This window comes from Halorubrum lacusprofundi ATCC 49239 (assembly GCF_000022205.1).
Classification (GTDB): Archaea; Halobacteriota; Halobacteria; order Halobacteriales; family Haloferacaceae; genus Halorubrum; species Halorubrum lacusprofundi.
This window is the reverse complement of the sequence record NC_012029.1, coordinates 2,648,200-2,661,263: the sequence shown is the minus strand read 5'-3', so window position 1 is coordinate 2,661,263 and position 13,064 is coordinate 2,648,200. Positions and strand designations below refer to the sequence as shown.

At 67.4% G+C, this 13,064-nt stretch carries 10 protein-coding genes and 1 tRNA gene; 7 read left to right on the top strand and 4 right to left on the bottom strand.

From position 1 onward, the window contains the following. Nucleotides 1–36 precede the first annotated feature (36 nt). Nucleotides 37–732 carry a M48 family metalloprotease gene (locus HLAC_RS13270; protein WP_015911354.1) on the top strand — a complete coding sequence of 232 codons (696 nt, stop codon included), beginning with the start codon at nucleotides 37–39 and terminating at the stop codon, nucleotides 730–732. 30 nt (nucleotides 733–762) lie between these two features. Here the strand turns inward: HLAC_RS13270 and HLAC_RS13265 are convergent, their stop codons facing one another. Further along, nucleotides 763–1,068, bottom strand: a complete 306-nt coding sequence (locus HLAC_RS13265) for a HalOD1 output domain-containing protein (protein WP_015911353.1) — start codon at nucleotides 1,066–1,068, stop codon at nucleotides 763–765. Between the two features lie 296 nt (nucleotides 1,069–1,364). Between HLAC_RS13265 and pheS the strand changes: the two genes are divergently transcribed. Both pheS and pheT read left to right on the top strand, forming a co-directional pair. Further along, a complete protein-coding gene (gene pheS / locus HLAC_RS13260) occupies nucleotides 1,365–2,873 on the top strand; it encodes a phenylalanine--tRNA ligase subunit alpha (RefSeq protein ID WP_015911352.1) in 1,509 nt (502 codons plus the stop codon). Beyond that, the gene (gene pheT, locus HLAC_RS13255; RefSeq protein WP_015911351.1) at nucleotides 2,873–4,609 is read left to right on the top strand and encodes a phenylalanine--tRNA ligase subunit beta; all 1,737 of its coding nucleotides are present in this window, start codon (nucleotides 2,873–2,875) and stop codon (nucleotides 4,607–4,609) included. Before pheS ends, pheT begins: the two co-directional genes overlap by 1 nt. A 303-nt stretch (nucleotides 4,610–4,912) precedes the next feature. Here the strand turns inward: pheT and HLAC_RS13250 are convergent, their stop codons facing one another. After that, nucleotides 4,913–6,625, bottom strand: coding sequence for an L-lactate permease (locus tag HLAC_RS13250; RefSeq protein ID WP_015911350.1), 1,713 nt, complete (start codon nucleotides 6,623–6,625; stop codon nucleotides 4,913–4,915). Between the two features lie 188 nt (nucleotides 6,626–6,813). Here HLAC_RS13250 and HLAC_RS13245 point away from each other — a divergent pair, with 188 nt between their 5' ends. Together HLAC_RS13245 and HLAC_RS13240 are read left to right on the top strand one after the other, a co-directional pair. Then, on the top strand, nucleotides 6,814–7,320 hold the full coding sequence (locus tag HLAC_RS13245) for a LutC/YkgG family protein (RefSeq protein WP_015911349.1): 507 nt from the start codon (nucleotides 6,814–6,816) through the stop codon (nucleotides 7,318–7,320). Then, nucleotides 7,321–9,504 (top strand): LUD domain-containing protein, encoded by a 2,184-nt coding sequence (locus HLAC_RS13240; RefSeq protein ID WP_015911348.1) that lies wholly within the window; start codon nucleotides 7,321–7,323, stop codon nucleotides 9,502–9,504. Between the two features lie 8 nt (nucleotides 9,505–9,512). On the opposite strand, the gene HLAC_RS13235 is transcribed toward HLAC_RS13240, so the two are convergent. Next, on the bottom strand, nucleotides 9,513–10,634 hold the full coding sequence (locus HLAC_RS13235; protein ID WP_015911347.1) for an aminopeptidase: 1,122 nt from the start codon (nucleotides 10,632–10,634) through the stop codon (nucleotides 9,513–9,515). 163 nt (nucleotides 10,635–10,797) lie between these two features. On the opposite strand from HLAC_RS13235, the gene HLAC_RS13230 reads away from it, so the two are divergent. Continuing rightward, nucleotides 10,798–11,463, top strand: coding sequence for a DUF7119 family protein (locus tag HLAC_RS13230; RefSeq protein ID WP_015911346.1), 666 nt, complete (start codon nucleotides 10,798–10,800; stop codon nucleotides 11,461–11,463). Here the strand turns inward: HLAC_RS13230 and HLAC_RS13225 are convergent. After that, nucleotides 11,439–12,767, bottom strand: a complete 1,329-nt coding sequence (locus HLAC_RS13225; protein WP_015911345.1) for a M20/M25/M40 family metallo-hydrolase — start codon at nucleotides 12,765–12,767, stop codon at nucleotides 11,439–11,441. The two genes, HLAC_RS13230 and HLAC_RS13225, sit on opposite strands and share 25 nt — an antisense overlap. 112 nt (nucleotides 12,768–12,879) lie before the next feature. Here HLAC_RS13225 and HLAC_RS13220 point away from each other — a divergent pair. Beyond that, a tRNA-Lys gene (locus HLAC_RS13220) sits at nucleotides 12,880–12,953 on the top strand. Nucleotides 12,954–13,064: the final 111 nt, after the last annotated feature.

The following is a 13,064-nucleotide window of genomic DNA, read 5'->3' as shown; positions in this document are numbered from 1 at the left end:
GCGCCTTTTTGTCGCTCCGGGACGGAACCGCTGACGATGCTCACGGTCGCGTTCCTCGTCGGCGTCGCCGTCCTGTCGTTCCTCGCCGTCGAGATCGGCCCGCTGTACGCGGCCGACCGGTTCCGCGATCTTCGAGAGCCGACCGACGCAGAGCGTGGCCGCCTCGAATACCTCCGCGAAACGGCCGGGATCGACGTGGATCGGATCGCGATCGAGCGCCGCGGTGAAAACGAGACGGAGGAGAAAAACGGGAATGAGGGAGTCGGCCGCATCGAGGTAGCAGTCCGCGGCCCGCCCCGTCGACGGGTGCTGTTCCTCTCGGAGGCCGTACTCGACGACGTGGACGACGATGTCGTGATCGGTCTCTTCGCGGCCGAGGCCGGCCGCGTCGGGACATACTACGGCGAATTTCGGGCTGTTGCGATCGCAGCGGTGGTCGGGGTGCTGGCGGCGATCGTCACCGCGACGGTTTCGTTCGACGCGGGGTTCGCGTCGCTCGTCGCCGTCGGGCTCACGGCGTTCTGGGTCGGTCGACGAGTGCAGTACGTGGCCGACGACCGCGCCGCGGACGCGGTTGGCGCGGGTCGCGTCGCCGATGCGTTCGAGCGAGTCGCGGCGGTCCGCGGGGTCGAACCGGAAACCGGCGACTGGTCGACGTGGTTCGAGGTGCAGCCGCCGCTCGGCGATCGGATCGCGGCGCTGCGGGAGCGAGAAGGGTCGGAGAAGTCGTGAGACGCCACTTTCGATGAAGATGTGGGCCCGTTACCGAGTGCGCTCGGCGACAGCCGCCGTCGCGTCGACGCTGACCTCGTAGCCGGCGACAGAAAGCGAGATGTCGACGCCGCTTCCGGAGTGTCCAGCCACGAGCGTGTCCAGCGCGTCTAAGTCGACGTAGTCGTAGAGGACGACCCCCGCCTCGTCGGCGAGGTCGACTGGGTCGACGCCGGCGGCGCCGGCGACGGCCTCGATGACGGCACGGCTCGGTGACAGGTCGGCGTCGCCGTGTTCGACGCGGACCGTCTCCGAGATTGCCTCGTGACCCCCTGATTCCGCCGTTACGCTGCTCATACCGTCTTGGCGTCGAACGAATATATAAAGTTCCGCCCACGCGTATCGATATTGAAATTTTCATCGGCGAGCGAAACAGCTATCCCGGATCGATAGCCACGCGATGCCATGGCACTCGAACGCGCCGGAGAGAGCATCACCAGCGGAGCCGACGGCGACGCGTTCGGGTTCGGATTCGTTTTCGCGTGAGTCGCGCGCGGCGGATCCGTCCAGCGGCGGGACGGTGAAACCGGGGGATCGGCGGCGACGTGCCGGAACCGTTACCAACCAGCCACACGCCTATGAAGACAACTCGAATGCGACTCCCGGAACGACAGCTCGCGGTCCTTGAGGCCGCGAGCGCGACGGACGAACGGACGATAGACGAGATCGCGGCGGAGACCGGTCTGAAGCCCGAGACGGTCACCGGCGCTGCCTTCGATCTCCGCGACGAGGGGCTCTGCTCCGTCGTCGAGACCGCCGCCGAGACGCTCGGCCTCACCGACGAGGGTCGACGGTACGTCGACGACGGACTCCCCGAGACGCGGCTCTACCGTGCCGGTCTCGCGCTCGACGCCGACGAGTCCGCGGTCTCGATGGGGCAGGTCATCGGCGAGGCCGACCTCGACGGTCCCGAAGTCGACATCGCGCTATCGAACTTCGCACGCAAGGGCTTCGGGTCGATCGACTCGGGCGAGCTTCGGGTCGACCCCGACGCCGACCCCGACGCCGACTCCGAGGCGGCCGCACTCGCGGCGCTCGCTGACGGCGAGACTCCGGACGCCGCCGACGCGGTCCTCGAACAGCTTGACTCCCGCGGGCTCGTCGACCACGGGGAGTCGGTGACCCGATCGGTGACGCTCACCGACGACGGCGTCGACGCGCTGATGATGGGCATCGAGGCGACGGAGACGGTCGCGCAGGTCACCCCGGAACTGCTCGCCAGCGGCGAGTGGCGCGACGTGGAGTTCTCGGAATACAACGTCGAGGCCGACGCGCCGACGACGCGGGGCGGTCGGAAACACGTCCTCCGCCGGACCGCGGACCGCGTGAAAGACGTCTTGGTCGGCATGGGCTTTCAGGAGATGGAGGGCCCGCACGCCGACAGCGACTTCTGGATCAACGACTGCCTGTTCATGCCACAGGACCACCCGGCGCGGACCCACTGGGACCGGTTCGCACTCGACGTGGACCCGATGGAAGACATTCCCGACGAGCTGATTCGCCGCGTCGAGTCGGCCCACCGCGACGGTTGGGGCACGGACGGCGACGGCTACCACTCGCCGTGGTCCGAGGAGTTCGCCCGCGAGATTGCCTTGCGCGGGCACACCACGTCGCTGTCGATGCGATACCTCTCGGGGATCGCGGGCGCAGAGCTTGAACCCCCACAGCGGTACTTCTCCGTCGAGAAGGTGTACCGCAACGATACGCTCGACCCGACGCACCTCCTCGAGTTCTTCCAGATCGAGGGGTGGGTGATGGCCGAGGACCTCTCCGTGCGCGATCTGATGGGCACCTTCGAGGAGTTCTACCGGCAGTTCGGGATCACCGACATCCGGTTCAAGCCGCACTACAACCCGTACACGGAGCCGTCCTTCGAGCTGTTCGGGGAACACCCGGAGACCGGCGAGGAGATCGAGATCGGTAATTCGGGCGTCTTCCGCGAGGAGGTCACCGGTCCGCTCGGCGTCGACTGCGACGTGATGGCGTGGGGGCTCGCCTTGGAACGGCTCGCCATGCTCACCACTGGTGCGGAGGACATCCGTGATCTCCACGGAACCTTGGCTGACATCGAGTTCCTGCGAGACGCGGAGGTGAGCTACTGATGCCCGTCGTCGACATCGACACCGACGAGCTGCGCGGGCTCACCGGTCGCACCGACACCAGCGACGAGGAGTTCAAGGAGGACCTGTTCGGGCTCGGGCTGGAGTTCGAGGGAGAGACCGACGAGGACCTCCTTCAGTTCGAGTTCGCGCCCGACCGGCTCGACCGGCTCTCGGTCGAGGGCGTCGCGCGCTCGCTGCGCTACCACTACGGCGACGACCGCGGCGTCTACGTCCCCGAGACGAACGACCCCGAGTGGACCATCGAGGTCGACGAGTCGGTCCCGGACGAGCGCCCGTACGTCACCGGCGCCGTGATCCGCGGCGTCGACCTCGACGAGGGGGCGCTCGATTCGCTGATCCAGCTGCAGGAGAAGCTCCACGCGACGATGGGGCGCGGTCGCGCGAAGGGTGCGATCGGCATCCACGACCTCGCGATGGTCAAGGGCGCGCCGCTGCAGGAGGGGTCGGAGCCGTCGATCACCTACCGCGGCGTCGACCCTGACGGAGTGTCGTTCGTCCCGCTGGACGCGAACGATGAGCTGACGCCGAACGAGGTGCTCGCCGAACACGACACGGGCCAGACGTACGCCGACCTCGTCGAGGGCCTCGATCGCTATCCCGCGATCTACGACGAGCTCGGCCTCTTCTCGTTCCCGCCCGTCATCAACGGGAAGCGGACCGAGGTGACGACGGGCTCCCGCGAGCTGTTCGTCGAGCTCACCGGCACCGACCAGTGGACGATCGACCGGATGTGTAACATCGTCTGTTACGCGCTCTCGGCGCGGGGTGCGACGATCGAGCAGGTCGAAGTGAACTACGCCGACGGCGCGACCGCTCCGAGCGAGTACGGCGCAGAGCTGGTCCGCCCGAACTTCGACACCGACGAGAAGTCGGTGAGCCACGATCGGATCGAGACCCTCCTCGGCGTCGACTTCGAACCCGAAGAGATCGTCGATTGCTTCGAGCGCGCCGGCCTCGACGCCTCCTACACCCTCGACGAGGACGTGACCTACGAGGTCGAGATTCCGCCGTACCGCGTCGACGTGCTCCACCCCCTCGATCTGGTCGACGACGTGGGGCGAGCGTACGGGTTCGACAACTTGGAACCGCGCTACCCCGACGTGGGGACGGTCGGCGGGCGCCACGAGCGCTCCCGGCTGGAGGACGCGGTCCGGACGAGCCTCGTCGGCCTCGGCTTCGAGGACCTGCTCAACTTCCACATGACGAGCGGGACCGAGAACTACGACCGGATGAACCTGGAGGCTGGAAGCGACGCCTTCGGCGGCGGCAACCCGGTCGAGATCACGGAGCCGTACAGCGAGGAGTACACCCAACTCCGGACGTGGGCGATTCCGTCGCTCGTCATGCTGCTCGAACGGAACACCCACAACGCGTACCCGCAGGACGTCGCGGAGGTCGGCTTCGCGGCCGAGCGCGACGACTCGGAGAACACCAACGTCGCCGAGCGACGCCACGTCGCCGGCGCGGTCGCCCGGCGCGACGCCTCCTACGAGGCCGCGAAGGGCCGGCTACAGGCTGTGTGCGACGACTTCCGAGCGGAACTGGAGACCCCGCGCACGGAACACCCCTCCTTCATCGACGGCCGGACCGCCGCCGTCGTGATCGACGGCGAGGTAGTCGGCGTGATCGGCGAGGTCCACCCCGCCGTGCTCGTCGAACACGACCTGGAGGTGCCCGTCGCCGCCTTCGAGTTCCACCTCGACGCGCTGCGCTAATACGGACTCGGTCGTCTTCTCTCCGACACTGTGTCACGATCGGGTGACACGTCTTGGCGCGCTTGCGGTCAGTATCGGAACAACTGTGCGCGATGTCGGGAATGGGTGTCGCAGTTCGGCGGTGTCGATGCGATATTTAAAAGGCGACGAGCGACAGCGAAGACAACTTATCACCCGAACGGATCTACTTCACCCACTCTCGCTATCGACCATCGCTGTACCGGTGCCGATCGCCACAGGGCCGAGATGTATCTGCAGTTGCGTATTCCAACAGGGCCAACAGATCGAAATACGCCCCGACGATCAGAACAGGCCGGGGACCAGGACGTACGTCAGCAGCATCCCGAACACGCCGGCGAACAGCGCGAACAGCGCCATCGGAACGATGGCCTTCCGCAGCAGATCGCCCTCGCGTCCAGTGATCCCGACCACACCGCAGATGGCGGCGACGTTCAACACCGAGACCATGTTCCCGAGGCCGCCGCCGACGTTCTGAAGGCTGACGACGATCGTCCGGGAGAGTTCGACCGTTTCAGCGGCGTTGTACTGGAGCACGCTGAAGAGGATATTCGAGGACGTGTTGCTCCCGGTCATGAAGGAGCCGATGGCGCCCACCCACGGGGAGACCATGGGGAGCAGGCCGCCGGCGCCCATTGCGAGCGCGCGACTGAGCGCCTCCATCATGCCGAGGAGGCCGGCCGTGTTCGTCTGTGACTGGATCATCACCTGCGTCATCGACACGGCGATGATGAGCGTGAGTGCGGCGGGCGCGACCTGCTCGATCGAGCGCCGCCACGCCGTCCCCATCTCGCTGGTGTCCATCTTGTGGAGGAGACCGGTGAGGATCGCGATCGGAATGAACGGCATCGTTCCCGGGAGATAGAGGTACTGGAGCGTGTACCCGAGCTCCGTCCCGAGGATCGAGTCGATGCTGACGGAGAAGCTCTGGATCCACCCGAGGACGTCGGTGCCGGCGACGGCGAGGTCGGGCCACCGAGTGACGAGCAGCGCGAGCGCGACGAGCAGGTACGGCGTCCACGCCAGCAGCACGGACATCTCCTTTTTCGGCTGGTCCCTGGAGACCTCGTCGAGATCGAGGCCGCCGAGCCACGTGTCGGTCCACGTCGACTCGGCGGGGAAGTCCCACTCCCGTTCGGGGATGAGGATGTCGTTGTTCGCGAGCACGAGGCCGACCGCGAGCACCACGAACCCGGCGGCGATGTCGGGGAGCGCGGGGCCGATGGACCACGCGATCACCAGTTGTGTCCCGCCGGTGATGGCGCCGAGCAGGAGCGCGAACGGCGCGATTGGGAGAGTGCTACGCACGGCGTTTCCGAGACTCCGACCGCCGTCGGCGTCACCGAACCAGTACGTCAGGAAGAACACCCCGAGCAGGCCCCAGAACACGTACGTGATCCCCGTGATGACGCCGGACCACGCGGAGATCATCGAGAGGAACTCGCCGACGCCCATCGAGCCCGACAGCGCCGGTTCGATCACCGCACCCGTCCCGCCGATCACCGGCGTTCCGGCCGCGCCGAACGGCGGGTTCGGGGCGTTGAAGAAGAGGCCGAACACCGCGGCGGCCAGCGGCGGGAACCCGAGACCGATGAAAAGCGGCGCGGCGAGCGCACCGGGTGTGCCGAATCCCGCCGCGCCCTCGATGATAGTCATGAAGCCGAGACCGATGAGCAGCACCTGAATGCGCCTGTCCTCTTCGATCTGTCCGAAGTACCACCTGATTGTGGCGATGGCGCCGCTCCCTTCGAGGTAGTTCATCAGGAGGATGGCGCCGAAGACGATGAGGATGATATCGACGGCCTGTAGCGCGCCGTAGACAGCTGACGCCAGCAGCCAGTTGGGTTCCATACTCCAGTACGTCAGCCCGATACCTCCGGCGAGCAGCCACCCGACCCCCATCGCGCGGGCCGCCGACCACCGGAGACCGGCGAGCAGGACGAACGCGACGCCGATCGGGATGACACCGACGAGCGCCAGTGAGATCACGTTTGTCATGGTTAGAGTTCTCGACCGTATTTCGTCGTCTAACAACGAGGTATATGTAATCTTTTACTTTTATCTGACAGTATCTACTGAATATCGCAATACAGGCCGCTGATTCAGTAATTAAAATATATTATGTATTTGGTTGTGAGTGTGCGTTGGGGGAAACACCCATTAGGCTGTTTCAGAAACGTCTGTTTATGTCAGTCGAGCCAATCGCGACCTTCGAGTCGTCCCTCGAGGATGTTGGCGTCGAGCTCGTTCGGACGACGGCCGACGAGTTCGAGTCGTCACTCGCTCCGCTTCTTGACTCCCCAGCGGTCGGCGCTCCACTCCCGTTCGAGAACCTCTCGCTGCCGGACACCGTGGAGACCGAGCCGTCGGTAGCGGACCTCGAAGCCGCGTCGACCGGCGTCACCGCCGCCGGATACGGTATCGCCGACTACGGTTCCGTGGTCATTCAGGGCGGGGCCAACGGCGAGGAACCGGTGAGCCTCTACGTCGACGAACACGTCGCCGTCGTCGCCGCCAGCGACATCCTCCCGGACATGGACGCGACGTTCGACCGCCTCGCCGAGGACATCCGCGGCGGCACCGGGCAGGCCATCATCGCGACCGGACCGAGCGCCACCGCGGATATGGGCGGGCTCGTAAAGGGCGCACACGGGCCGATAGACGTCACCGTCGTCCTTCTGGAGGACAGATAGATGAGCGTCGAAAACCGCAAGCGGAAAGCCCGACACATCCGCCACCTCCTCGACACCGAGGGCGACAGCGTCCACGAGAACACGCAGGTGTTCAACGAGGGGCGGTACGAATCCACGGCGGACCTCGACGACTACGAGGCCCTCAAAGACGAGGCTCGCGAGATCAAGGAGGACGCCATCGAGCGCCTCCCCGAACTCATCGACGAGGTCACCGAAGCGATCGAGGACAACGGCGGCACCGTTTATATCGCCGACGACGCCGCCGACGCGAACCGATACATCTCGGATGTCGTCGACGGCCGGAACGTGGTGAAATCGAAGTCGATGACTAGCGAGGAGCTCGAAGTGAACGACGCCCTCGAAGCCAGCGGCGCGGACGTCTGGGAGACCGACCTCGCCGAGTTCGTCTTGCAGATCGCCGACGAGGCACCCTCGCACATTGTCGCTCCGGCCATTCACAAGTCCCGCGAGGAGATCGCGGCCCTGTTCAACGAGGTGTTCGAGCCGGACGAGCCGCTCGAAACCGCAGAGGAACTGACGCGATTCGCCCGTGGGTACCTCGGCGAGAAGATTCTCGACGCTGAGGTCGGCATGACGGGCGCGAACTTCGTCACGGCCGACACCGGGACGCTCGCGTTGGTCACGAGCGAGGGCAACGCCCGGAAATGCGTGCAGTCGACGGACACCCACGTCGCGGTCGCAGGCGTCGAGAAGGTCGTGCCGAGCGTCGAGGACCTCCAGCCGTTCGTGGAGCTCATCGGTCGGTCGGGGACCGGACAGGACATCACCTCGTATCTCTCGCTTTTCACGCCGCCCGGCGACTCACCGACCTTCGGCGAGACTGAGCTTGAATCCGGCGACGACCGCGAGTTCCACCTCGTGCTCATCGACAACGGTCGGATGGAGATGCGCGAGGACGACCAGCTCCGGGAGACGCTGTACTGCATCCGGTGTTCGGCGTGCGCGAACTCGTGTGCGAACTTCCAGCACGTCGGCGGGCACGCGTTCGGCGGCGAGACGTACTCCGGCGGCATCGCCACCGGCTGGGAGGCCGGCGTCCACGGACAGGACAGCGCCGCCGAGTTCAACGACCTCTGTACGGGGTGTAGTCGGTGTGTGAACCAGTGTCCGGTGAAGATCGACATCCCGTGGATCAACACCGTCGTTCGCGATCGCATCAACCGCGGGAAGGACGGCGACCTCGACTTCCTCGTGGAGGGGCTCACTCCGGACGAAGAGCCCGGCGGCGTCGACCTGCAGAAACGCCTGTTCGGGAACTTCGACACGCTCGCGAAGCTCGGGTCGACGTTCGCGCCCCTCTCGAACTGGGTCGCACAGGCCGGCCCCGCTCGCTCGCTGATGGAGCGGACTCTCGGCGTCGACAGCCGCCGCGAGCTCCCCGCGTTCGAGCGCGAGTCCCTCGTCGAGTGGTTCGATGATCGCGGGCCGCGCGTGGGTCCCGACGAGGCCCGCCGGCAGGTCGCGCTCTACCCCGACGCGTACACGAACTACGTGCGCACCGAGCGCGGGAAGGCCGCCGTCCGCGTCCTCGAGGCGCTCGACGTCCACGTCGAGGTCCCGGCCGCCGGCGAGAGCGGACGTGCGCCGCTCTCGCAGGGGATGGTGGCGACCGCGCAGTCGAACGCCGAAGCCGTCTACGACGCGCTCGCCCCCGCCGTCGCGGCGGGCCACGATGTCGTCGTCATCGAGCCGTCGGACCTCGCAATGTTCCACCGGGAGTACGAGCGGCTCCTCCCCGAGGACGACTACGAGGCGCTGGACGGGCACAGCTACGAGGTCATGGAGTACGTCTACGGGCTGTTGGAGAACGGCGCGGACATCGACGCGCTCCCGGAAGGCGACGGCGAGCAGATTGCCTACCATAGCCACTGTCAGCAGCGCACGCTCGGTCTGGAACCGCACACGGTGGCGGTCCTCGAAGACGCCGGGTTCGACGTAACGACCTCGGACGTGGAGTGTTGCGGGATGGCCGGGAGCTTCGGCTACAAGTCCGAGTACTACGAGCTGAGCGTCGACGTCGGCGAGTCGCTCGTCGACCAGTTCACGACGGAGGAGACCGCAGATCGGACTGTCGTCGCCAGCGGTACGTCGTGTCTCGAACAGCTCGACGCGCTGCTCTCGCGTCGGCCCGCACACCCGGTGCGGCTGCTCGACGGGCAGTAGCTGCTCGATCAGCCGTCGAACCCGTCTTCCCACCGGAACGTACCGTTGCGCTGAACGACCTCGCCGTCGATCTCCATTCGAGAATTCTCGCTCACGTCGCTGATCATGTCGACGTGGACCGCGCTGTCGTTGCCCGATTCGCCCTCCGGCAGGCAGGCGTCGTAGGCGCGTCCCACCGCGAGGTGGATCGTGTCGCCCATCTTCTCGTCGAAGAGGATCGAGTCGGTGAACCGATCGATGCCGCGGTTCATCCCGATACCGAGTTCACCGAGTCGCCGGGCTCCGGGGTCGGTGTCGAGCACGCTTGCGAGGGCGTCCTCGCCGGCGCCCGCCGAGAAGTCGACGACCTCGCCGTCCTCGAAGACGAGGTGCACGTCCCGAACGCGGGTCGCGTCGATCGTCATCGGCACGTCGAAGAACGCCTCGCCCTCGGTGTCGTAGGGGGCGGTGAACACCTCACCGGAGGGGAGATTGTGTGAGTCGTACGCGACCGACGCGGCAGAGTTGACCGCGGTCCGGCCCGCGATCGACATCGAAATATCGGTGTCGGGGGCGTCGTCGCGATCGGTGACGATCCGGACCTCCTCACCCGCGTCGAGGGCCTCCTTCATCGCCGCCATCTCGTCGGCAAGTGCCTCCCAGTCGCGGAGGACGGCGTCGTAGACGAACTCTTGATACTCCTCGTAGGCCATACCGGCCTGCTGGGCGAGCGAGCGCGTGGGGTGGACCGTCGACACCCAGTCGGTGTCCATCCGCGCCTCGCGCACGTCCTTCCGCGCCTTCGCGTACGCCTGCCGCGTCTCGCTCGACACGTCTGCGGTCGCGGTGGTGTTGCGGCCGCCGCCGATCCGGAGGTAGGCGTCCGCGGCCTCGAACAGCGCGCGCTCGACGGCCGGATCGTCGTCGAAGCCGTGACTGCCCTGCTCACTCCCTTTTAAATACGCCCGCGAGATCTCCGCCGACCCGTACAGTGTCGTGGCGTTCGCGCCCCGCTCGCCGAGCGCCTCGACGACTGCGACGCCGAGGTCGTGGGCATCCTCGGCGACGCTCACGACAACGTCGTCGCCGGCCTCAATGCGTGCGCTCCAATCGACGAGCACTTCGGCGTGCTCGTGTACGCGTTCGTCCATGTCGAGGGGTCTCGGTCGGCGGGTAAAAGGCCTCCTCGTCGGGGCGCACGCGCCGAGACACCGGAGTGACGGCGCGGCGAGACGCCGTCCCGGCCGTCGTCGTCGTCAGCGAAACCTGCCCCGGTGCCGGCCGCTTATGTGCGCGCACCCGAAGAGGTAGGGTATGAACGAGGAGTCACCCGCGGACAGACGCTCTCCCGTCGGCGAGCCCGTCGTCCGGTCGGACCCGGCGGTGACGGGCGAGCGCGCCGCCGAGGCGGTGGGGTTCGACCCCGACGATCCTGACAGCGTCGCCGAGGCGGCCGAGACGGTCGCCCGCTTTGCGGCCGGCGATGTCGGCGACGACGACCACGTGCTGATGCTTCGGGGGGCGGCCGCCTGCGCCGCGCTCGTCCGCGGCGTCGGCTCGTACAAAGCAGCCGCCGAACGTGCCGGTGACGGCGTCTCGGTGGCGTTCATCCGCAAATGGGCACGCGTCCACGACCTCCCGCAGGCGATCCGCAGACAGGTCGCGAGCGGACAGATCGCGCCGAGCGCGGCGAAACACGTCGCGCGCCTCGGCGGCACCGACCGCTACCTGCTGGCGTGGGCGACCATCGACGGCGACCTCACGGTTCGTGAGGTGCGCTCCATCGCCTCCGCCGTCAACGACGGGAGCGACATCGAGACCGCGGTCCGCGAGGCCGGCGTCGAGCTCGGCCACGTCGGGATCCGGCTCCCGCTCGACGCCTACGTGGAGCTCAGACGCCGCGCCTCGAACCGGAACGTCGACCCCGGCGACCTCGTCGCCGAGGCGCTCGCCGACTACTTCGAGTCTGACGCGGCGTAGCCCGCCGCGAACCGGCCGACCGCAGCCGCGATCGCTTCTCGCCCGCGCTCGACCTCGTCCCACGCGATCGTCTCGTCCGGATAGTGCGCCTCCGTGATGCTTCCGGGCCCGAGCAGGACCGTCGGGATCCCCGCCGCGATGTAGTGCCGGGAGTCTGCGCCGTATGTCGCGCCCGTCGGCTCCGCGTCCGGAAGCCCCGCTTCGACAATTCCCGCCCGAGCCGCCTCGACAATTGGCTCGTCGACGGCGATTTCGGCGGGCTCGAACTGCACCGAGAACCGCTCGAACGTCGGCGGGTGTTCGCGGAGCCACGGGTCGTCCGCGACCACGTCGTCCAACCGCGCGCGGAACGTCTCTTCCACCTCGTCGACCGTTTCGCCCGGAGCGACGCCGATCCGGAACTCCGCGGTCAGCGTCGCCGGCACCGTCGACGCCCACGAGCCGGCCTCCACCGTCCCGCAGACGACGGGCCACGGTACCGGGAACTCGCGGTACAGGGGATGATCGACCGTCTCGCCGCGCTCCGTTTCCAGCTCGGCGAACGCCTCGCGGATCGCTTCGAACCGCGGGAGCACGTCCTCGCCCCGCCAGCGCGTGGCGGCGTGGGCGCTCCGCCCGACCAGTTCCAGCCGCGCCATCAGCGACCCCTCGCAGGCGACCACGGGACGAAGCTCCGTCGGCTCTGCGACGATCGCGGCGTCGCGATCGAAGGGATAGGGATTCGCGAGCGCCGCGGTCGCGGCTCCGTACCCGCCGTCCTCCTCGCCGGCGACCGCCTCGACGACGATCCGGAGCCCCGCGTCCGGGAGATCAACGGCACCGGCGGCGACCGCCTCTCGAACGTCGAGCGCCGCGCCGATGCACGCCGCGCCCCCCGACTTCATGTCTGCGGCGCCGCGGGCGGTGAGGGTCTCGACGGTGTCGTTGCCCTCCCTCTTGTTCCCGCTCTCCCCCCACACCGGCTCGAACGGGTCACTCGACCACTCGGCGGGCTCGGCCGGCACCACGTCGATGTGGCCGTTTACAACGATCGTGGGGGCGTCGTCTCTCGGGTTGCCGTTGTTGCTCCCGCCGAGCGCGAGCACGCCCGCGACGCTTCGTCGGCCCGCCACGTCCGACTCGTCGATGTCGTCCGGGAAGGAGGGGTGATCGGCGAGGAGTTCCGGGTCGGCGTCCCACGCGTACGTCTCGAACCCCAGCGCGTCGAGTTCGCCCTCGACGAAATCGGCGGCGGCCGCCTCCTCGCCGGCCGTCGAGGCGAACCGGCAGAGGTCGGCGGCGAACGCGCGCATGTCGAAGTTCATGCGGTCGGCGAGGGTGCGCCCCGGGAAACCGTTTCGGGTCGACGGGCGACCCCCCTCGCCGCACGCGGTTTCTAAACGTTTATCCGTGGTCTCATCCTACGGATTCGTGTCTGGGCCGGTAGCTCAGTTAGGGAGAGCGTCCGGCTTTTAACCGGACGGTCGGGGGTTCGAATCCCTCCCGGCCCGTGCACTGAACCGCCGAGCGACAGCGAGGCGGTGAGGGAACCGATCGGGAGGGATTCGAACGAGACCAGTCGCGCGCAGTGAACGGAGCGAACGAGCACGTCTGGGCGTGGT

What these genes read in the sequence shown, in the direction of transcription:
- HLAC_RS13250 (WP_015911350.1), bottom strand. Translation starts at nt 6,625, where the DNA reads ATGACAAACGTGATCTCACTGGCGCTCGTCGGTGTCATCCCGATCGGC.
- HLAC_RS13235 (WP_015911347.1), bottom strand. Translation starts at nt 10,634, where the DNA reads ATGGACGAACGCGTACACGAGCACGCCGAAGTGCTCGTCGATTGGAGC.
- HLAC_RS13245 (WP_015911349.1), top strand. Translation starts at nt 6,814, where the DNA reads ATGTCAGTCGAGCCAATCGCGACCTTCGAGTCGTCCCTCGAGGATGTT.
- pheS (WP_015911352.1), top strand. Translation starts at nt 1,365, where the DNA reads ATGCGACTCCCGGAACGACAGCTCGCGGTCCTTGAGGCCGCGAGCGCG.
- HLAC_RS13265 (WP_015911353.1), bottom strand. Translation starts at nt 1,068, where the DNA reads ATGAGCAGCGTAACGGCGGAATCAGGGGGTCACGAGGCAATCTCGGAG.
- HLAC_RS13270 (WP_015911354.1), top strand. Translation starts at nt 37, where the DNA reads ATGCTCACGGTCGCGTTCCTCGTCGGCGTCGCCGTCCTGTCGTTCCTC.
- pheT (WP_015911351.1), top strand. Translation starts at nt 2,873, where the DNA reads ATGCCCGTCGTCGACATCGACACCGACGAGCTGCGCGGGCTCACCGGT.
- HLAC_RS13240 (WP_015911348.1), top strand. Translation starts at nt 7,321, where the DNA reads ATGAGCGTCGAAAACCGCAAGCGGAAAGCCCGACACATCCGCCACCTC.
- HLAC_RS13225 (WP_015911345.1), bottom strand. Translation starts at nt 12,767, where the DNA reads ATGAACTTCGACATGCGCGCGTTCGCCGCCGACCTCTGCCGGTTCGCC.
- HLAC_RS13230 (WP_015911346.1), top strand. Translation starts at nt 10,798, where the DNA reads ATGAACGAGGAGTCACCCGCGGACAGACGCTCTCCCGTCGGCGAGCCC.